This window comes from Bacillus sp. NPDC077411 (genome assembly GCF_044543425.1).
Lineage (GTDB): Bacteria > Bacillota > Bacilli > Bacillales > Bacillaceae_G > Bacillus_A > Bacillus_A bruguierae.
The window spans coordinates 231,902-250,537 of record NZ_JBITWA010000003.1 but is presented as its reverse complement, the minus strand read 5'-3'; the positions used below and the strand labels follow the sequence as shown (position 1 = coordinate 250,537).

At 34.2% G+C, this 18,636-nt stretch carries 19 protein-coding genes; 4 read left to right on the top strand and 15 right to left on the bottom strand.

Annotated features, from left to right (window positions below; genetic code table 11):
• Positions 1 to 242: 242 nt before the first annotated feature.
• The 6 genes from ACIGHG_RS06850 to ACIGHG_RS06825 all read right to left on the bottom strand — a co-directional run bounded on the left by ACIGHG_RS06850 (position 243) and on the right by ACIGHG_RS06825 (position 6,651).
• On the bottom strand, positions 243 to 1,571 hold the full coding sequence (locus ACIGHG_RS06850) for a glycosyltransferase family 4 protein (RefSeq protein ID WP_396547711.1): 1,329 nt from the start codon (positions 1,569 to 1,571) through the stop codon (positions 243 to 245).
• Between the two features lie 37 nt (positions 1,572 to 1,608).
• On the bottom strand, positions 1,609 to 2,664 hold the full coding sequence (locus tag ACIGHG_RS06845; RefSeq protein ID WP_396547780.1) for a phosphotransferase: 1,056 nt from the start codon (positions 2,662 to 2,664) through the stop codon (positions 1,609 to 1,611).
• 5 nt (positions 2,665 to 2,669) lie between these two features.
• Positions 2,670 to 3,845, bottom strand: coding sequence for a carboxylate--amine ligase (locus ACIGHG_RS06840; RefSeq protein WP_336472560.1), 1,176 nt, complete (start codon positions 3,843 to 3,845; stop codon positions 2,670 to 2,672).
• Positions 3,835 to 5,160: a glycosyltransferase family 4 protein gene (locus tag ACIGHG_RS06835; RefSeq protein WP_336472559.1), complete on the bottom strand. Its 1,326-nt coding sequence runs from the start codon at positions 5,158 to 5,160 to the stop codon at positions 3,835 to 3,837. The genes ACIGHG_RS06840 and ACIGHG_RS06835 overlap by 11 nt, the downstream gene beginning before the upstream one ends.
• Complete coding sequence (locus ACIGHG_RS06830; protein ID WP_336472558.1) at positions 5,157 to 5,813, bottom strand: PIG-L deacetylase family protein; 657 nt, start codon at positions 5,811 to 5,813, stop codon at positions 5,157 to 5,159. The genes ACIGHG_RS06835 and ACIGHG_RS06830 overlap by 4 nt, the downstream gene beginning before the upstream one ends.
• 286 nt (positions 5,814 to 6,099) lie before the next feature.
• On the bottom strand, positions 6,100 to 6,651 hold the full coding sequence (locus ACIGHG_RS06825; RefSeq protein ID WP_336472557.1) for an AarF/UbiB family protein: 552 nt from the start codon (positions 6,649 to 6,651) through the stop codon (positions 6,100 to 6,102).
• A 324-nt stretch (positions 6,652 to 6,975) separates the two neighbouring features.
• On the opposite strand from ACIGHG_RS06825, the gene ACIGHG_RS06820 reads away from it, so the two are divergent.
• Positions 6,976 to 7,098 (top strand): DUF1361 domain-containing protein, encoded by a 123-nt coding sequence (locus ACIGHG_RS06820; protein ID WP_396547708.1) that lies wholly within the window; start codon positions 6,976 to 6,978, stop codon positions 7,096 to 7,098.
• A 407-nt stretch (positions 7,099 to 7,505) separates the two neighbouring features.
• Here ACIGHG_RS06820 and ACIGHG_RS06815 read toward each other — a convergent pair whose 3' ends face one another.
• Entirely contained in the window at positions 7,506 to 8,342 is an 837-nt protein-coding gene (locus ACIGHG_RS06815) for an exonuclease (protein ID WP_336472556.1), read from the bottom strand.
• Between the two features lie 120 nt (positions 8,343 to 8,462).
• Positions 8,463 to 8,663 carry a cold-shock protein CspD gene (gene cspD / locus ACIGHG_RS06810; RefSeq protein WP_020062101.1) on the bottom strand — a complete coding sequence of 67 codons (201 nt, stop codon included), beginning with the start codon at positions 8,661 to 8,663 and terminating at the stop codon, positions 8,463 to 8,465.
• A gap of 517 nt (positions 8,664 to 9,180) precedes the next feature.
• On the opposite strand from cspD, the gene ACIGHG_RS06805 reads away from it, so the two are divergent.
• Positions 9,181 to 10,293 (top strand): phosphodiester glycosidase family protein, encoded by a 1,113-nt coding sequence (locus tag ACIGHG_RS06805; RefSeq protein WP_396547706.1) that lies wholly within the window; start codon positions 9,181 to 9,183, stop codon positions 10,291 to 10,293.
• A gap of 46 nt (positions 10,294 to 10,339) precedes the next feature.
• Here the strand turns inward: ACIGHG_RS06805 and ACIGHG_RS06800 are convergent, their stop codons facing one another.
• From ACIGHG_RS06800 to ACIGHG_RS06790, 3 genes are all read right to left on the bottom strand, one after another.
• A complete protein-coding gene (locus ACIGHG_RS06800; RefSeq protein WP_020062103.1) occupies positions 10,340 to 10,957 on the bottom strand; it encodes an acetate uptake transporter in 618 nt (205 codons plus the stop codon).
• A gap of 85 nt (positions 10,958 to 11,042) precedes the next feature.
• Positions 11,043 to 11,444: an NUDIX hydrolase gene (locus ACIGHG_RS06795; RefSeq protein ID WP_396547704.1), complete on the bottom strand. Its 402-nt coding sequence runs from the start codon at positions 11,442 to 11,444 to the stop codon at positions 11,043 to 11,045.
• Positions 11,445 to 11,622: 178 nt separating this feature from the next.
• Positions 11,623 to 12,078 (bottom strand): ferritin family protein, encoded by a 456-nt coding sequence (locus ACIGHG_RS06790; RefSeq protein ID WP_396547702.1) that lies wholly within the window; start codon positions 12,076 to 12,078, stop codon positions 11,623 to 11,625.
• Between the two features lie 129 nt (positions 12,079 to 12,207).
• On the opposite strand from ACIGHG_RS06790, the gene ACIGHG_RS06785 reads away from it, so the two are divergent.
• Entirely contained in the window at positions 12,208 to 12,960 is a 753-nt protein-coding gene (locus ACIGHG_RS06785) for a (S)-benzoin forming benzil reductase (RefSeq protein ID WP_336472552.1), read from the top strand.
• Positions 12,961 to 13,087: 127 nt separating this feature from the next.
• On the opposite strand, the gene argH is transcribed toward ACIGHG_RS06785, so the two are convergent.
• From argH to ACIGHG_RS06770, 3 genes are all read right to left on the bottom strand, one after another.
• Positions 13,088 to 14,596, bottom strand: a complete 1,509-nt coding sequence (gene argH / locus ACIGHG_RS06780) for an argininosuccinate lyase (RefSeq protein WP_396547701.1) — start codon at positions 14,594 to 14,596, stop codon at positions 13,088 to 13,090.
• A gap of 101 nt (positions 14,597 to 14,697) precedes the next feature.
• Entirely contained in the window at positions 14,698 to 15,798 is a 1,101-nt protein-coding gene (locus ACIGHG_RS06775) for a serine hydrolase (RefSeq protein WP_396547778.1), read from the bottom strand.
• A gap of 127 nt (positions 15,799 to 15,925) precedes the next feature.
• Positions 15,926 to 16,873: a nucleoside hydrolase gene (locus ACIGHG_RS06770; protein WP_336472550.1), complete on the bottom strand. Its 948-nt coding sequence runs from the start codon at positions 16,871 to 16,873 to the stop codon at positions 15,926 to 15,928.
• 219 nt (positions 16,874 to 17,092) lie between these two features.
• On the opposite strand from ACIGHG_RS06770, the gene ACIGHG_RS06765 reads away from it, so the two are divergent.
• On the top strand, positions 17,093 to 17,599 hold the full coding sequence (locus ACIGHG_RS06765; protein ID WP_336472549.1) for a DoxX family membrane protein: 507 nt from the start codon (positions 17,093 to 17,095) through the stop codon (positions 17,597 to 17,599).
• Positions 17,600 to 17,740: 141 nt separating this feature from the next.
• Here ACIGHG_RS06765 and ACIGHG_RS06760 read toward each other — a convergent pair whose 3' ends face one another.
• Entirely contained in the window at positions 17,741 to 18,028 is a 288-nt protein-coding gene (locus ACIGHG_RS06760; protein ID WP_396547698.1) for a ribosome small subunit-dependent GTPase A, read from the bottom strand.
• Positions 18,029 to 18,636: the final 608 nt, after the last annotated feature.

The window sequence follows — 18,636 nt, the reverse complement described above, 5'->3', positions numbered from 1 at the left end:
TTTGAGAAATCCCTCTTTTATAAACTGAGTCATTATTCCTCCTATAAATGCATTCTCTATATATACAAATTAAAAAACGACATAAAAGCCCCTTTCTGTTTAGGAGAGGACGAGAGCATCTGGCCGTGCATAGAAGCCGTCAGGACCTTTTTCTGCCACATACGCGGTTAAAAGGTCATGTTGTATTCTGCATAACAGCAACTTATATATCAAAAATTAAAATGGATTTATATATACAGGTTCTAAATATTGCTCATAAAAGAATAATAGATTCTTTCTATCTTTGAAACCATTACATCTTGAGTTAAGTGTTGTCGTGAATAGACCTGAGCTTCTCTTCCTAATTGTTCACGCAAATCCTTATTCGTTAAAAGCAATTTAAGAGCATCGGCAAGCTGTTGCACATTGCCTGGTTCACAAATGATCCCTGTTTTTCCGTTTTGAATCATTTCTGGTATACCGCCGCAGTTTGTTGTAATAATAGCTTGACGAGAAAACATAGCTTCAATAACTGAAATTGGAAAGTTATCGTTAATGGTAGGTAAAACATAGATTGCAGAAGACGAAAGAATTTCTGGTATATCTGTTCTTCTGCCAAAAAATTTAATATTGTCAAGACCAAGCTGTATGACTTGATTTTCTAACTTTTCTCTCATGACACCATCACCAACAATCCATACCTCTACATTAGATAAATCTTGTTGAATTTGCGAGAGTGCTTTTAGAAAAATATCATGACCTTTTCTAGGAGAAAGGCGGGAAATACAGGAAATTACAAGATTATTATTACACTCCTGTTTAGACATAAAATCTTGTTGAAAATGTATACCTGTATGAACAGTAATCAATTGTTCTGTCTTTGCCCCGTAATCTTTTAAAGGAGGATGAAAGGAATTACTGATCGTTATGATTTGATCAGCCGCTCTTATTCCCTGTTTTTCAATTTCACTGAAATACGCCTCTTCAATTGATCCTTTTTTTATTTTATCAAATTTCACTCGGCTCTTTGTGAAATGCCCATGCGGTGTAAAAAAAAATGGTTTCTTATATACTAAGTTTAGTTGTCCTAATAAAAAGACAGAGAATAAATCTTGTGCATGAAACACATCATATTGCTCTAGGTTTTTTTCTCTTAAGAAAGACTTAAACACATTCAAAAAACTCGTATTTTTTATAATTTTTTCATTCACTATACCATATCGTTGTAACATAAAATCTCTTGCGCATTTTGCAGCCTTCGGAATGTCTTGCTCTAAATGAACTGCCGTCATTTGAGTAGGAGAGATGACATCTACGTCATGACCATACTTTTCAAAGCCTGTTTTTAAAGAAGTAATATAGTTTGATAATCCCCCTGTATTAGGATATTTCAAAAATGTTACATAAAGAATTTTTAATTTATTTGTGTTACTTAGTATACTACCTTTTTTGATTCCAAACGTCTGAAACGGTTCGATTATATGATCCTTTTTATGATCTATTTGATAGTATTCATCCATGATTTTTAGTAGACTCGTATGGAAAGGGGAATTACATTCATTTCGCTCTTCCCTTGTTGTATTCAGAAGCATCTCCTCCTAACTCAATTAATGATGAAAGTTGTATATGCTATAAACCTAATTCGCTTCCCCAAGTAGAAATTTTTTCAAGATGATACGGCAATAATTCACCGCCGCGGTTATCAAATATTCTTCGCAATTGGGTATGCAATCCCTTTTCTAATGTTCTCTGCAAATACGCCATTTTATAAAGGTCAATTGGCTTTGTTTTAAAGTTTATGCCATTCTTCTGCATTTCTTTTGCATATACTTCCACACAATGTGTACGAATTTCTTCTGCATTGTTCTGCCAATCTTTTCTGAAACCTAATAATATTTCAACTAGAACAACCATATCAAACCAGACAGGTGCATATTTAGTTGACTCCCAATCGATAAACTGGATATTCCATGGTGCATGTAACGTTACATTATTACTGCAAATATTTTGTAAATGAAGATCGCCATGCGTTATCGATGAACCATTTTTAAATAGTTCCGGGAAAAAATCTGGTCCCCTATTATATAGTTTTACTAGCGATTTATAATAAGGTTTAATAATTCCCCTTAACTGGTCGTCTTTCATTCCATCGTCGAGAAAATCAATCGTCTTTTCAATGTTTCTAGTTCGATCACTCCTCATGCGGCTCGATTCATAAATAGGAAGCCAATATTTCCAAACATCTTTATGCTTTTTAATATTGTCTTCAAATGTGTGTGCGTGAAGTTTAGCAACAGCAGGAATAATGTAATCAAAATGTTTCGGGGAGAAGGTAATCTGACCGCGTATTTGACGTACAAACTCCATAAATATCCATGTCTCATTTCCAGTTTGTTCAATATGATATATTTCAGGAAGAAATTCTTTCAATATAGGATATGCTCTATCGTACATATTAATCTCTATTTCATTTTTGTAATCTGCTGAATTATATATTTTTAAAACAATAGGATAGTAATCAGCTTTTGATTGAATAAATATTTTGTAAATGCTACTTCGTCTTGTTGATTTTAAACACTCTATTTTATCGGGATCAATTGCAACTCTCTTATCCATTGAATAAGAGAGTTTTTCTGCAATTTTTAACTTTTCAAAATGACGGGATAATGTTTTTACCTCGTACAATGTGTTCATTCCTTTCGCTTTCGTTTCCAGGCGTTTTTCAAATGAGACCATGTGCTTCTGATGAACGGCATTGGATCATCCCATGCAAACAAAGCATATTCTTTTTTACCGCGCAACCCTTCATAAAAATCTTTCAACGTCATTTCAGCTCTTTTTTTCTTATAGCGGAATGTTAAATAATACCGCACAAGATAGATCCATTTGATACCATCTATTTGTTTAAGTCTTGGCGCTGGATTTTGCTTCGTTAAATATAAATAATACATGTAAACAAAATCGATGCCGGCAGGTCCTGTCAGACTGTGAGTTAACCAAAAACGAGGGTTTATTTCAATAAACTTATAAACGCCATCACGAGGATCCTTTTTAAACTCTGCCATAGCAATACCTTTAAGATTAATATTTTTAAAAAAGGGTAAACATATATCTACTAATTCTGGAACTTCTTTACTAACGATATGAGCTCCTGTTCCAAATTCAGCTGGGAATTGATGATTCTTTTGTAAAGAAAATAATGCTAGTAGCTCCATGTTATCGTCATAAAATGTAGCAACTTTATAAAAACATTGATTGTCACCAGGAATAATTTCTTGAAGAATAAGCTTTCCGTGCTGTTGATACGATTTATACTCATCTCTAAGTTGGTCTGGATTTTGTATAAGAATTGCCTTTTGGTTTATCTTTTTTCGAAACTCATGACCCAGAACCGGCTTTAATATACACGGAAAATCAAAGCTTACTATCGCTTCTTCCAATTGTTCTTCCGTCTCAATCTCATACGTTTTCGGACACGGAATATTATGCTTAGTTGCCAGTTCATACATTTTATGTTTATTTAATGTTTCCTCAATCAACGAATGTTCAGGAAACAAAAATAAATAGTAGTTAGACAGTTCCATTCGATATTTTGAAATAAATACTACATAATCATCCGCACCTGTATACAAAACAGGTTTCAATTTAAATCCTTTAGCCAAGTTGACTAGAAAAGTTAATAATTCTTTTTCTTCAGATAAAGGACTTGGACATACTCCACATGAAGCAAGGCGTGACTTTCCTATTTTATAAGGTTTCTCTACGTCAAATGCATAAACACTGATTCCTTTTCTCGCCAAACTTCTAATAATTCCAATTCCATTAGCACTTAAATCCAGAACAACTGCTGCATGTTCATGATTCATAGAATCCTTCCTCATCTAAACACTTTTTGTAGATTTGTTCGATATTTGCTATCATTGTCTCTCTAGTTAAATACTTCTTAGCGAACTTTCTTGCATTTTTACCTAACTGCTCCCTAGCCTGTTGATTTCCAATGACATATTTCAATGCCCGCGCCAGTTTATTTGCATCTCCTGCCTCAACAAGGATACCTGTCTTAGAGTGATTAACAAGTTCAGGTATACCTCCCGATGGCGTCGATATGACACAAATTCCGCTATGCATGGCCTCAATAATAGAAATAGGTAGGCTATCATTTAAAGTTGGTAGTACAAAAATATCAGTTTTACTTAAAATGTCCGGAACGTCATCTCTTTCTCCTAAAAACTCTACCATGGAAAGATTCAAATTATTAACTTGCTCTTCTAACGTATGTCTCATCTCACCATCTCCGACAATGAGCAACTTTACATTATCTGTATATTTCCTTTCCATTTGTGACAGAGCATCAAGCAATATATTATGGCCTTTTCTTGGACCTAATCTAGCCACGCATGTAATAACAATTTTTTTATGTGCTGATGATGTATTTTCTGTACGATACTTATCAGGATAATCAATACCCGTCAACACAGTTGTCATATTCTTTTGTTTTGCCTCCAACTGTATTAATGGACGGCGAAATGAATCACTGAGAATAATAAGATGATCAGCAAATTCAATGGCCTTTCTTTCTAATGCCGTATGATAGAATTCTTCCAGCGAACCCTTTTTAAATATGCCAAACTTTAACCGATTAAAAGTATACATTCCATGAGGTGTAAAGAGCATTTTTTTTCCATAGCGTTCGTTAATTCTTCCTAATATATTAGCTGTAAATAAATCTTGCGCATGAAAGATATCATATTTTTTAAAGTTAATATTTTCAAGTAGCATTCTTTCGTATATATACATATTTCTGTGATTTTTGACAATTGTGTTATTATAACTTCCATAACGCGTTTTAAAAAAATTTTTTAATTGCGGAACAACTACTTCACGCATCTTTTCCACTCGGCTTTTAGAAAATTGATTAGGAGAGATAATATCGACGTGATGTCCCTGTTTTCTTAATCCTTCACTAAGTGCCGTAATATAATTAGATAATCCCCCAGTATGAGGATAGTCCCAAAATGTAGCAATTAATATTGAAAGATTCTTCTTTTTAGACACCTTTTTCTGTGTATAACGTTCTTGCACTGCACTCTTCTTTTTTTGTAATGAGAATGATTGAATTCCAAAATATTTATCCATTGTTTTGATTACATAGGGATATGGGAACTCAAATCTCTTTTTCATTGCCAGATCCTCCTTATCACTTCGAATGCTTCGGCATATGGTACGCCAATCGTCATTCCCCTTACTCTTCCTAAATATTGAATTCCTTCGTATGAACGAGGATGAGGAAAATCTCTCATTTCTACATCATAATGTTTAAGCGCCGCAATCTTCGAATCCATTTGATCGGTAATGTTAACAAAATAATTAGGCTTGAAAGATTTATCATTCGTGTGGATATTCCACTCACTAGAGGAAACGGTTTCAAATGTAATCAATTCTATTGGTTGTTGGTTTGGTAGAGGGCGAGTCGCAGTCAAAACCGCTTGAAAAGTAATATGGTGATCGATATTGAGATCTCCATAATGATGAGTGAAGATTTTGCTTGGTTTATAGGTTTTTATTAATTGTTCTATTTCTTTCGTTAATTTGTGTAATGGAATTAATTCCAACTCTAAATTAGCATGTTGGAGGAATATCACTTCTTCAATACCAATCGCCTTATTTGCACACCGGCCTAGCTGCTGTATGTGATGAGCTTCCTCTTTTCTTCCTAGAGCAGTAATGATTGAAATTACCTGATGTCCTTCTTCTACTAATCTTTTTAAAGTCCCGCCTAATCCTAATAATTCATCGTCGGGATGTGCGCCAATGACTAAAATACACTCTTTCATTAGTATTTTCACTCCTTGTACTACCTAATTTATGATTGATGCTGCAAAAAGAAACTGTCATTAGCGGAAAACTGGTTTTTATTTATTACTAATAACCAATAGTTCAGCTATATATTTATATGTGTATTTCCCCCTCTGTGACAAAGAAAACTTTTTATCACAGATGAAAGTTACTTGCTAATTAGGCACATACAAGCAGGTATCGTCCACAAATTTCGGAAACGAAGTAATAAAAAATACAGGTATAGTTTTAATATTAAAATATCAAGTCCCAGACACTTCGTTTTTATTGATGCTTCATCCATGTATTGTAAACAGAAGGCTGTATTTTCTTCACATCTTTTAAAAATTCCTTTTCCAATCCAAATTTTTGAAACCCCTTTAATAACTTACCAGGTACTTTACTATTCGAAGTAAAAGCTCTCTTATGGTCAATGACTTTTAGCTGACCTTGTTCATTTATTAAAATGTGTCTCACTTCCGTGTCCCATCTGGTAAATCCTAAATTTTCGAATTCACTTAACATTGTTAATATTTTCCCAGTTAATTCTTCTGTAATTTTTTGTTCTCTTTTCAAGTGACGTGCAAGTGAAATTCCATGTATATACTCCATAACAATATAATTTTCCCCATATTCATAAAGTCGTGGAATAATCGACGATGATTGTCCAATTACAAGAGCTTTCAACTCTTTTTTTTGAGTTTCTTCCAGAAAAAATATTTTCACACACTTATCATGGCTTAATTGATATACTTCCCCATCCTTCCCACTCCCAATGAGCTTATATTTTTCTATATCTCTTCTACTTACTCTTCTTTTATTGAAGTATGATTTCATTTCATTTCTCCTTAATCGGGATTTCGTAATTTTGTAATCGCTTTATCTCATATTCTATGATTCATCACTCTCATATGTACCCTAAATTAATATATATTTTTATAAATTGATTTAATTTAAAAAAGGAGTAGTGGTTGATGAGTGGTGGAATTTCTTTGTTTTAACAGGCGGCGAACTGCATGTGATAGGAAAAGGCCCTGACCGCTTCTATGCACGGCCAGATGCTCTCGTCTCCCCAAAAAGAAAGAGGTTTTATGTCGTTTTTTACTTGTATATATACATGCTTATGATTAAACAAATTAATACTATTTTATCAAACGTTAAGTGAAGAAAATTATTCTTTCTAGTATTGAAATATTCATAGGAAGATTTCTTCGTTTTTATTTCATTCACTTATTTACTGAACCATTTTCGGTGGTTATTCAATTACTGCGTTCAATAAAATGAAACTTCCATCAGTGATCCTCCACCTATCTTCTTTAGAAAAGCGGAAGCGGCTTGCTCAGAATGTGAGGGGGATGGAGCTTCTGACGTAGAGGTGTTTTTTACCTCGTAGGAAGCAACGCAGCCACCGAACATTCTAGTCACTGGAACTAGACAACGAAGAAAATGTGGAAGTGGCTCGCTCAGAATGTGAGGGGGATGGAGCTTCTGACGTAGAGGTGTTTTTTACCTCGTAGGAAGCAGCGCAGCCACCGAACATTCTAGCCACTGGAACTAGACAACGTTTCTCTCTGCATCTTGAGGCGGGATAAACGGGGATTCCTTACTATTAATAGCATGGATGAGCATTTTACAGTTGATCATTTGCTGGTTATTTTTAGGGTCAAAAAGGAGCACATTCTAATGGAGGGTTACTTCTGGTTATTCATCGCTGCCAATATTTGAAGTTGCTGTTTAGCTTTCTTTAAAGCAGTATTAAAATAATTTTGCAACAGAAGTAAGGTTGGATTATCAAAATGATATTGTTCTAATACATTCTCCCATGTCTTACTCTTCATGAATGTATTCCATGTCAAGCGGCAATGTCCACTTCTCTTTACCTCTTTAAACACCCATCTCTTCATTTTCTTTCTACCCTTATCAGTCAAAACGCCATTTTTCACAAGAATGAGCTCCACATTTCTCTTATACCGTTTACGAATGTCCTTTTGCTTAGCTGCTGTGAGAAAAATATTTGCCGTGTTCTTGGCATCGTCGAAAGCGCGATGTTGTTTCCCTTCCCATTCTAAAGCCAATTGTGCTACTGCAAGTTTCAAACTGGGTGGATTTACAAATAATTCTTTATATGCATGAAATACAAATCTCTGTAAATCAAATCTTCTTTCTTTCTCAAGATTAGGACATTTCACATTATATCGTGCACAATCTTCTGTTAAAAATCCATAATCCTCTTTCCCCCACGTTACAAGCATATAATCCTCTCCAAGAAACTTACGAAATTGCTCAATTACTTTCGGAAATTTTTCTGCACCTTTTACATCTTGTTTTGTAATTCCTGTTAGCTTTGTTGTATGACGAGATAGGGATGCCGTTGGTTTCACTAATGAAGAAAAGACCTCGATGATGCTCATTGTACTTGCTTCAATCTTGATAGCTCCGATATCAACAATTTCCGTTGGAGCATCCGATTGATAAGGTCTAAAATTTCGTTCAATATCAAATACAATATAATACTTTGGTTCATACATACCCAATACCTCTTCCTTATCTCTTCTTAACAGTATATCCCTTATTTCCAATATGTATTAACACCCACTCATATTTAGAGTATTAAAAAAGAGAAGGGAGTCCCTTCTCTTTCACTTCAATTATTTTTTTACTACGTTAGTAGCTTGTGGTCCACGGTTACCTTGTTCAACTTCGAAAGTAACTTCTTGACCTTCTTCTAAAGTTTTGAAGCCGTCGCCTTGGATAGCTGAGAAGTGAACGAATACGTCTTCTCCACCTTCAACTTCGATGAAACCGAAACCTTTGTCAGCGTTAAACCATTTTACTTTACCGTTTTGCATGAAAAAATCCTCCTAAAATATGTACCCTAATGTACATGTCCATTTTCAACCACTTTACAAATAATCATCAGATATAAAAAAACTGTAACCTGGAGAAGATTTAACATTGCTATCCCCTCTGAAGTTACAGCTTATTTAAATCTCTATGGTATTAAAAGTAAAATGGTTTAACTTCACTATACACCTTTATTAACATAAATGCAAATTTTTATTTTTAAAATTTATGTCAAGGGTACCTTAACACCCATTACTTCATATAATTCATGACGTGAACGAATCACAAACTCTGTTTTTTTATTTCCCTCTATTTTGTCTATGTCTTTCTAAATGAGATTCACTTATTTCTTCCGTCATTATTAATCTGACCGTTTTCATTGTGATTTAACGATACACTTTCATATTTTTCTCTTGTCAAATTGTTTATATCATCATATTGTAAAGGAATCTACGCTAGTTAAATAAGAAGTGATTGCACCACAAAAACTAAAAGCTGAATTATTTAAGAGGAGTTTTCAGAATGAAAAAGTATCTAAAAAATGCAATAAAAATATCTTCCATTTTATTGCTTATTTTCATTGTAATTGGTGCTGGTGTTTTGTTTGGTACGCCGTATGGACATAAATTACGTGTAATTGCTGCGGAAAGTATCCTAACTTCACAACACCGTGATTTAGCAAAATTCACTTTTTTATCACAACAAGAGTTGAATGATATTTCAAATTCAATTAATAATCCAAAATGGAAAAACAGCCAATCCGATGGGCTTCAAGAATTTACAAAACAACAATTAGAAGCAAAAAAACATACGCCGCTCCATGTAAAAATTGAAACCGTTCAAAAAAAGTATGAGGATCATTATTTTGAAGGCAAACTCATGACAATTAGTAATCCTTTTAATGTAAAACTTGTAACACAGCAAGGTACACAAGGTAATGATGTTGGTGAAAAAATTTACGTGATGGCGAAGCGGAATCATGCACTTGCTGCGGTAAATGCAAGTGGCTTTTCAGATGAAACAGGACATGGTGGCGGTAAAGTTGGTCTAGGCATTGTGATAGAAAACGGACAAATTATTCATACACCTGAAAATGATAATACGCCAGCTATTATCACCGGTTTAACAAAATACGGACAAATGATAACAGGCGACTACTCTGCACAACAATTGCTGAATAAAAATGTTGTTTCTGCAGCTGGTTTTATGCCCCAACTTATCGTAAATGGTGAAAAAATGCTTACGAATGACGGTGGCTGGGGATATGGCCCGCGAAGCATTATGGCTCAAAAAACAGATGGCTCAATTATGTTCCTTATCGTAGATGGTAGACAACCTCACAGTATTGGCGCTTCTTTAAAAGATTGTCAGGACCTTTTATATGACAGGGGTGCTGAAAACGCGATGGCTATGGATGGCGGTTCTTCTGCAACTATGTATGCCTTAGGAGATATATTAAATACCCCTTCTACTTTATCTCATAAATCTCGTTATCTTCCAAACTGTTGGGTTGTAACTACTAATAAAAATCAAAAAGTGGATGTTACAATTGACGGTCACCCAGCAGAAGCTTCGAAAATTACAGAAGTTATCGGAACATCTGCAGTTGCTTCTCACGAAACAAAGAGCAGTTAAGTATCCTACAGATACTTAACTGCTCTTTTCTGTTTCATTTATGCTGTTATTTTTTGAAGATACCGAATGGCTTACCAACCGGTAATACAACTTTTCCGAAATGTATGTTTAATACGGCTGCTGCTGATCCGTAGAATGAAAGCAGTGAAATAAGCAGTTCAGAAATTGCTGCTAATTTATGCATTGCATGTGGCATAACACCTAAAGTACTAAATGAAAGGCCTATAAATAAGAAATCAATAAGTACAAAAATCGTAAATAATACTTTATGTGTTTCCATTGCGCCAATTGTCATAAACAAGCTAAAAATTAAGTAACCAACAAATGCTACTCCAAGTTGTTTTGGATCCACAGTTGCTGCTAATTTCTCACCAAATACGCCAAGTTGAATTAGCCATGAAGTACCAACACCAAACCAAAATAATGCAAATCCACCAAACGCTGTTGTACCGAATGTATTATTGTGCTTTGCATCGTTAATGCAAGCAAATAATTGAGCAAAACCTCCTAAAAAGATCGCCCATGGCAATACAAATGAAACACCACTTGTTAAGCCAAGTTTTTGTGAGGACGCAACAAGTGTAACCATTGCAAGTCCAAATAAACCTAGTGCAGACGGATCTGCTGTTGTCATTTTCACATGATGTGTAGTTTGCTTTTCCATAATACCCTCCTGATTTAAACACATACCTGAATACAATACTGAAATCAGAGGGTACTGTCAATCTTTTTTATAACATTTCCGTAAATTACATATTTCCATATAATCGATATACATATTCTCCCACTTCTAACGGTTTAATATTTATATTTAATACATCCTTTATCGGTACCCATATTGGAATATATTTGTTACAGTCACTGTCATTATATATATATTCCTCACCTTTTCCATTACCAAATGTACCACCTACAAATGTTGCTTCATAGTAATATTGTGTCCCATTGTAGTTCACCTTCTGTGCAAGCCGCTTAATATGTATATGTATCCCAAGTTCTTCATATACTTCTCTAACTGTTGCTTCTTCTGAAGTTTCTCCTTCCTCAATTCCACCGCCTGGAAAAACATAGTAAACCTCTTTATCCCGAATCCGTTTTATAAGAGCTAGTTTTCCTTCTTTTACAATAATTGCTGCGCCTCGATTTCTCATTTTTATAACATCTCCTCATAATATTATTTTTTATCTATTTCTGCCTCTTTCAGCAACTTCATTCATTGATAAAGTAAAACTTCCATCAGCGGGTTCTCTCTTCTCTCTCAATCTTAATATAGGGGTTTTACTGCCCTCGAATAGTAGAGATAAAAAAACTAGACAACATCGTCTAGTTTTAAAATAAAGAAGATCGTAAAAAACCAAAGCGTATGGCATGCTCTATTTCATCTGTCATCGCTCGAAAAAAAACATCTCGAACTGCTAAGTTTTGAGTTAGTAAATAAGCATTCCGATAGTCTTCATACGCTTCTAGTTCATCTTCATACGCACGTTCTAACCCTTCTTTATAAGAAGAATATTGCGTTTGCATCACTTGATACGTCGGCTGTTTCCCCGTTAATGTTGTAAACAATTGTATAAATTGCTGTAAATGTACTTTTTCGTCTTCTAATGCATGTGCAATATCTTTTTTATGTTTCGCATTTGGCGCTTCTTTTACAAGCCGACTATAAAAATCAATTGCAGCAGCTTCACCTTTAATGGCTTCTAAAATCGCTTGTGATACTTGTTTATAAGTTCCTTCATATACTCGATATAATTGATTATACGAGTTAGGATTTACATAGTACATGTCTACTCCCCCTCAAAACAATGCATTACTTTATTGTATGTAGGGGCAATTATTTCGTTCAGTTTCGTTTCGCTTAAACAAAAGAATGCCTTATACTAATACATGTATAGGAAAAGGAGAGATAATCATATGCGTTATATAATAGTAACAGGAACTTCTCGCGGTTTAGGTGAGGCAATTGCCACGCAATTATTAGAAAAAGGGACGAAACTCATTTCTATATCACGTAAACCAAATGAACAACTCATTGAAAAAGCAAAATACCTTACTATTCCGTTTGATTTTTATTCGTTTGATCTACAGGAGATTCATCAAATTGAATCGTTCATGGAAAAGATTTTTTCAAATATTGATGTAACAAACGTTTCTTCTATTCACCTTATTAATAATGCTGGTATGTTAGCACCCATGAAACCACTTGAGCGGTCAGAAAGTGAGCAATTAATTGCAAATGTTCATGTGAATTTAGTAGCACCTATGTTACTTTCTTCAGCGTTTATGAAACATACGAAAGGCTGGAACATAGATAAACGTATTATTAACATTTCTTCTGGCGCTGGACAAAAACCGTACTTCGGCTGGGGAGCATACTGTACAACGAAAGCTGGTATAAATATGCTCACGAAATGTATTGCGCTAGAGGAAACTGACAAAGAATACCCAGTAAAAGTTATTTCTTTTGCACCGGGTGTAGTAGATACAAACATGCAGGCAGAAATTAGACAAACACCAAAAGAAGATTTTATTCAGGTTGAACGTTTCTTAACTTTGAAAGAAAATGATCATTTACTTTCACCAGATTATGTAGCAAAAGCTGTTATTGAATTATTAGAAACAAATCATTTCGATCAAGGTGGCATTATACGTATCGATGAGCAATAGAAAACTCGTTATTAGCGAGTTTTCTATTGCTTAGATTCTAAAAATAATGGAGTCGTATCACTATAATCTCTTCTTTCCTAATATATAGTGATATATTGGCGACTTAAAAAGGAAAACCTTCTTCATTTTATGAGTTTACAATAGTTGTAACAATTGTATTGACTTGTATTTCAGCTTCACTAAGCTGCTTCTTTACATCTCTTAACATTTGTTCCTGCCCTGCAACATTGTCTTTTCTTTCTCTAATCATCCGTTGCATTTGCTCTCGGCTCGGTCCTCCGTATACGTTTCTCCTTGCAACAAAAGAATAAGGGGAAATCATTTCTTTCCACTCTTCTTCTGCTAGTACCACCTGTAGTTCATTTTGTAAATACACATTAATATCGGCAAGGTTTAGTTCATGTAAATCTTTTTTCTGTTCTTCTGAAAATTTTGCTATATAGCTAGCTACGTGGTGGGCACGGCGAAATGGAACATCATACTTCCGAGTTAATGAATCAGCTAATTCAGTTATCGTAATTGCATACCTATTTGCACGACTTTGCAAAATTTCCTTTTCAATTTTCATTGAACGTACCACCGCATTCATTATACGAACAACTCGAATTGCCTTCTCAAACCCTTCATATAAATGAGGCTGTAAATCATCTTCTGTATCAACTATATCTCCAAATGGAGTATTATGAATCATTTGAAAAACCGTAAATGCTTCTCCCCAAATGCTACTCGCAAGAGATCTTGCATGTTCAATGGATACTGGATTTCGTTTTTGTGGCATAATACTGCTAATTTGCACATAAGGATCTGCAACTGTAATGCCACTATATTCTTTCGTAGCTAATAATAAAAAGTCTTGAAGCCATCTACTTGTATTTGTCATCATTATCATAAGTGTGCTGCTTGTTTCTAATAAATAATCAGTGCTTGCAATCGCGTCATATGAATTTTCAATTACTTTTGAAAAACCAAGAAGATCCGCAACGCGCTTTCGATTAATTGGAAAACTTGTTGTAGCAAGTGCTGCCGCTCCTAAAGGAGATTGATTTACAGCGCGATACGCCCTCCATAACCGCTTCATATCACGCCCCATCATATCATAAATGGCAAGCAAATAATGTCCAAACGTTGTTGGCTGAGCTGGCTGTGTATGCGTATATGCTGGCATAATCGTTTCCATATGCTCTTCAGCCTGCTCTAGAATACCCTCTTGTAGTAACATAAAATGTTCGATGTATCGTAATAAATAACGTCGTAAGCTCATCCGATACATCGCCACCCCCATATCATTTCGACTTCGACCAATATGCATATTGCTAATACTATCACTGTTTGCTTCTTTTTGAATCAGATGCTCAACTAAAAAGAAGAGATCTTCATACTCTTTACTATATACAAGCTTGTCTAATGGGATAGTTTTTACTTTTTCTACTGCCGTTACAATTATCTTAGCATCTTGTTTTTTTAACAAACCTTCTTCTTCCAACATAATGACATGTGCATGATGAATACGAAACATGTCCTCCAATAAATAATTTCTCTGAAAATAGAATATGTGCTGTAATATACAATCTGCATATGTCTTACCAGGAAAGCTTACTCCTTCCCGTTGCAAAAACTCCTTGTTCCCCTCCTGCATTTCAAATAGCTCCCCTCGTCTATTGATTATTAATCATCATACCCAACTACTTAAAATAATGTGTTTATCCAAAGAAAAAAACCGATGCATACACATTGGTTTTACTTAATAATAGTTGCTTTATATTTATCACTTTGTAACATTTGAAAATGCAAATTAAGTAAATGTTTACGTAATTCAGCACTGTCGTCTTCATTTACATCATTTGCCAAAAAGACAATTTCTGTGCAGTTCCCCTGTTTGTCTGTTGCATATACAGCTTTAGATAAAGACCATGGTGTATAGCCATTTTTTTGACCGGCATGTCGAAAAACTTGGCGATACTTTTTCCCTTGCATATCTGATTCTACAAGTTGTGCCCATTCTTTCTCTTCTTCTTTTGTAAGATCCCTCTTATGATTTGCTTTCTCTAATAAAATCATATAATCATTCGCAGAAGCGGCCGGAAACCTTTCAGACCATATTTTTTCATATTTTTCTCCTAAGAAAAGCGGAATTTCATTTTGCAACTGCGTGCCTTTTTTCTTTAAACGCTCATGCATTAACATCGCATATTTGCGATATTCTTCTTGCGACATGTTTTTTAACTTATGTTCCAGTTGCTGTTTTGGAACATGTAATTCCTTGTGTAAATATCCCGGAATATACAAAGACGCAACAATCGGAAATAATGGCTGATGTGACGGTAATGCCAGTTTATTTATGTTTGCATTAATATTGTCGATACCAAGACGCTCCATTAAATACTCTGTATTTGCATTTGAGCTAAATTTCATCATTCCTTTTGCGATTTCTTCTAGCGTAACGGCATTTTCCTCAATGAGTCCTTTTTTCATTAAAACTTTTTGCCATCTTTCATGAGCACCGCCATCTGTCTTTGGAATGTAATAACGATTAACATCTTCCAATGACACAAGCTCATTTGGATCAATTTTTCCTTCTCCTACTTGTTTTGTAAATTCCATTGCTACAATAAGCTTCATCGTACTCGCTACAGGTAATACAATATTAGGATTTACAGAATAAACCAACTTATCATTTCGTTTTACTAACAATGAGCTGTTTTTTTGCTCTTTATTTTCTTCTACAAATGACGCAACATACTGCGCATCATCATAATTTGAACTCCATACTTTTTTCACTAAAAAATTACCTGAGATAATAAATGCGAATAAACCAATTATCCCCACACATAATCCAATTGTTCTCAAATGGAATTCCTCTCCTAAATTTTCTCTTTTAATCTATTATATAAAATTCATATTCAAAACAATAGAGGCGATCTTTTTACAGATCGCCTCTATTGTAACTTGTAAACTTGCATATTGTCTATGTCATAATCCGAATAAAATCTTCAAGAAATTGTTTGTAGTGTAATTTCCAGCCAATTCTTATCCAATTTTTCATCGCCTCTGCACTTGGCTGCGGTCTAAAATCAGCAATACTTTCTCCTTTTGCAAGACCACCTACATCAACTTGAACACGACGATATACATATTCCACCAAAGAAGGATTCACGACAGCCATCATTGTTAAAACATCGTGAATCGGACTTCCCCCTATTTTGGGATTTAATTTTTTATAGGCTACGTAATAATAATTAAAAATTGGTTCAATCAATTTATTAAAATTTGTTTTTGTATTCTTTGCAATATATGTAACAGTATGAGGAGTAATGATCGCTTCATTCGTTACATTCAGCGGGATTAACGTAACATGTTCAGCATATTGCATGACTAAATTCGAAGCAATCGCATCTCCGTGAAAATTTGCTTCTGCAACAGGAGTAACATTACCTGGAACAAAAAATCCGCCTCCCATTATGTAATACCCTTTTACACTTTTCATCAATTCTTTCTCTAAAATAAAAGCCGTTGCTAAACTTGTTGAACGACCTGTATCAACGATAATCAGCTCTCCTTTGTACCTTTTAATAACCTCAAATATTTCACAAAATGGTTTCACATTTGCCTTAATTGTTTCAGGTGGACGAATAGGACCTAATCCTTCTTGTCCATGTATTTCTGGATAATATGTTATAAATTCTCCTGATAAAGGAATCTTTGCCCCATTAATAATGGGAATATCTTCTCTTCCAGCTATTTGCAATAAATATGCTGCATTATTCGTAGCTTGTTCTTGTGTAACGTTTCCATATCCTGTTACAATGCCAACAATATCAATATCAGGATGTAATAAACCGTATATGATTGCCAATGAATCATCAATACCAGGATCTCCAAGAAACAGTACTTTTTTCAAGGCATTCAACTCCATCCTATCAATTGCTATTACTATATGAATAAAAAAAAGTGTACAGAAGTAAAATATAGGCGTTTTTATCTCATATGAAAAAAAATTATAAACAAATTATGAATTATCTACAAAATAATCCATTCATGTGAATTGTTCACACTTTATACATTGCGATTACTTTCACAAAGTTACATGATAAATATATAAAGAAATTTCACATACGAATCTGGAGGGATTTTCATGTTTATTAATTTCTTAAGAAATAATAAAAGCGCTTCCTTTGTATTACTATTTTTACGCTTATATATAGGCTATACATGGTTATCTGCCGGAATAGGAAAACTTACTGGACAATCTTTCAATGCAAGCGGCTTTTTAAAAGGGGCAATCGCTCAAGCATCTGGCAATCATCCTGCTGTACAAGGCTGGTGGGCTGATTTCCTTCAACATTTTGCTCTTCCTCATGCAGAATTATTCAGCTTCCTTGTACAATGGGGAGAAATTTTAGTAGGACTTGGTCTTATTTTAGGTGGCTTAACAAAAACAGCTGCATTTTTTGGAATTATGATGAATCTATCTTTCTTATTAAGTGGAACTGTAAGTACAAATCCAAATATGATTATTTTAACTATGTTTATTTTAGTATCAGGTTATAATGCTGGACGTATTGGATTAGATGGCTATGTCTTTCCAAAACTATTTCATAAAAACGACCGTTTTACATATAGAACACGTAAATTTGCATAATAAGAAGAGCAGGAGAATACATTTATCAAAACCTAAATTTTAAAAAATCCCAATAAATAAAGAGCAATACATATAAATATGTATTGCTCTTTATTTATAATTTATATGTATTGCAGTGTAATTAATTATGAATAAACTTAGCTAAGACCTTTGAAAAAGTTTCAATTGTTTCATATAATCAATAGCCTTAGTTTTATTCTTTTGCTGAGAAACATATTCTGCTTCGTTTGTAACTCTATAATAGTTATTAAATCTTTCCTCTGAGAAAATGCCCTCAGAAATCGCTTTTTTAACTGCACAGCCAGGCTCGGTTGTATGAGTGCAGTTAGAAAACTTACATTTCATGGATAATTCTACTATATCTTCAAATCCATCATCTAAGTTTTCTACAGAATCTATTATTTCAAATACCTTTTTATTAATTTTCATTTTTCAACTCCCTTTGACTTTTCTGATATTTCGTAATTATCAATTTATCATACTATATTATCTATATTTATAAAACAGCAATTTTCTTAAACAGATCCATTCAATTCAAGCATGTGTTAGTTGAAAAAGCTTTGTCTATCGACCCCAATACGTTCCTTTAATATTTTTTACATCATAGACTAATTTTCTAAATTCTGAATATGCATATAAATACAAATTAAAAAATCGACATAAAAACCCTCTTTCTTTTTAGGTGGACGAGAGCTTCTGGCCATGCCTAGAAGCGGCCAGGGCCTTTTTCTACCATATACAAGGTTGAAAACAAAAGGAGAAAGCAAGTAGCGATCATGTTGTATTCTACATAACAGCGACTTATAAAGAAAAGCGGAGCCGACTGTTTAGGCCTGTTGGCTAAGGTTCTTTCACACAGAAGGTGTTTTTTACCTTCTCGTGCGGAAGGTTCTTAGACATGAGGGCCTAGGAGGCAGAGCTAGACAAAGATTTCAAAAAAATCGAAATGGATATGTATAGTAAATAACGTAAAAAAGAGGTTCACCACCGTAACATGGGGTTGATTTTTTAAAAGTGAATCATTTTCAATACACGGA

Bases quoted from the DNA above. Each gene is read 5' to 3' on its own strand.
- ACIGHG_RS06760 (WP_396547698.1), bottom strand. From the start codon at position 18,028: ATGAAAATTAATAAAAAGGTATTTGAAATAATAGATTCTGTAGAAAAC.
- ACIGHG_RS06835 (WP_336472559.1), bottom strand. From the start codon at position 5,160: ATGAAAAAGAGATTTGAGTTCCCATATCCCTATGTAATCAAAACAATG.
- ACIGHG_RS06770 (WP_336472550.1), bottom strand. From the start codon at position 16,873: ATGGAGTTGAATGCCTTGAAAAAAGTACTGTTTCTTGGAGATCCTGGT.
- cspD (WP_020062101.1), bottom strand. From the start codon at position 8,663: ATGCAAAACGGTAAAGTAAAATGGTTTAACGCTGACAAAGGTTTCGGT.
- ACIGHG_RS06815 (WP_336472556.1), bottom strand. From the start codon at position 8,342: ATGTATGAACCAAAGTATTATATTGTATTTGATATTGAACGAAATTTT.
- ACIGHG_RS06765 (WP_336472549.1), top strand. From the start codon at position 17,093: ATGTTTATTAATTTCTTAAGAAATAATAAAAGCGCTTCCTTTGTATTA.
- ACIGHG_RS06785 (WP_336472552.1), top strand. From the start codon at position 12,208: ATGCGTTATATAATAGTAACAGGAACTTCTCGCGGTTTAGGTGAGGCA.
- ACIGHG_RS06840 (WP_336472560.1), bottom strand. From the start codon at position 3,845: ATGAATCATGAACATGCAGCAGTTGTTCTGGATTTAAGTGCTAATGGA.
- ACIGHG_RS06790 (WP_396547702.1), bottom strand. From the start codon at position 12,078: ATGTACTATGTAAATCCTAACTCGTATAATCAATTATATCGAGTATAT.
- ACIGHG_RS06805 (WP_396547706.1), top strand. From the start codon at position 9,181: ATGAAAAAGTATCTAAAAAATGCAATAAAAATATCTTCCATTTTATTG.
- ACIGHG_RS06825 (WP_336472557.1), bottom strand. From the start codon at position 6,651: ATGAAATCATACTTCAATAAAAGAAGAGTAAGTAGAAGAGATATAGAA.
- ACIGHG_RS06830 (WP_336472558.1), bottom strand. From the start codon at position 5,813: ATGAAAGAGTGTATTTTAGTCATTGGCGCACATCCCGACGATGAATTA.
- ACIGHG_RS06800 (WP_020062103.1), bottom strand. From the start codon at position 10,957: ATGGAAAAGCAAACTACACATCATGTGAAAATGACAACAGCAGATCCG.
- argH (WP_396547701.1), bottom strand. From the start codon at position 14,596: ATGCAGGAGGGGAACAAGGAGTTTTTGCAACGGGAAGGAGTAAGCTTT.
- ACIGHG_RS06795 (WP_396547704.1), bottom strand. From the start codon at position 11,444: ATGAGAAATCGAGGCGCAGCAATTATTGTAAAAGAAGGAAAACTAGCT.
- ACIGHG_RS06850 (WP_396547711.1), bottom strand. From the start codon at position 1,571: ATGCTTCTGAATACAACAAGGGAAGAGCGAAATGAATGTAATTCCCCT.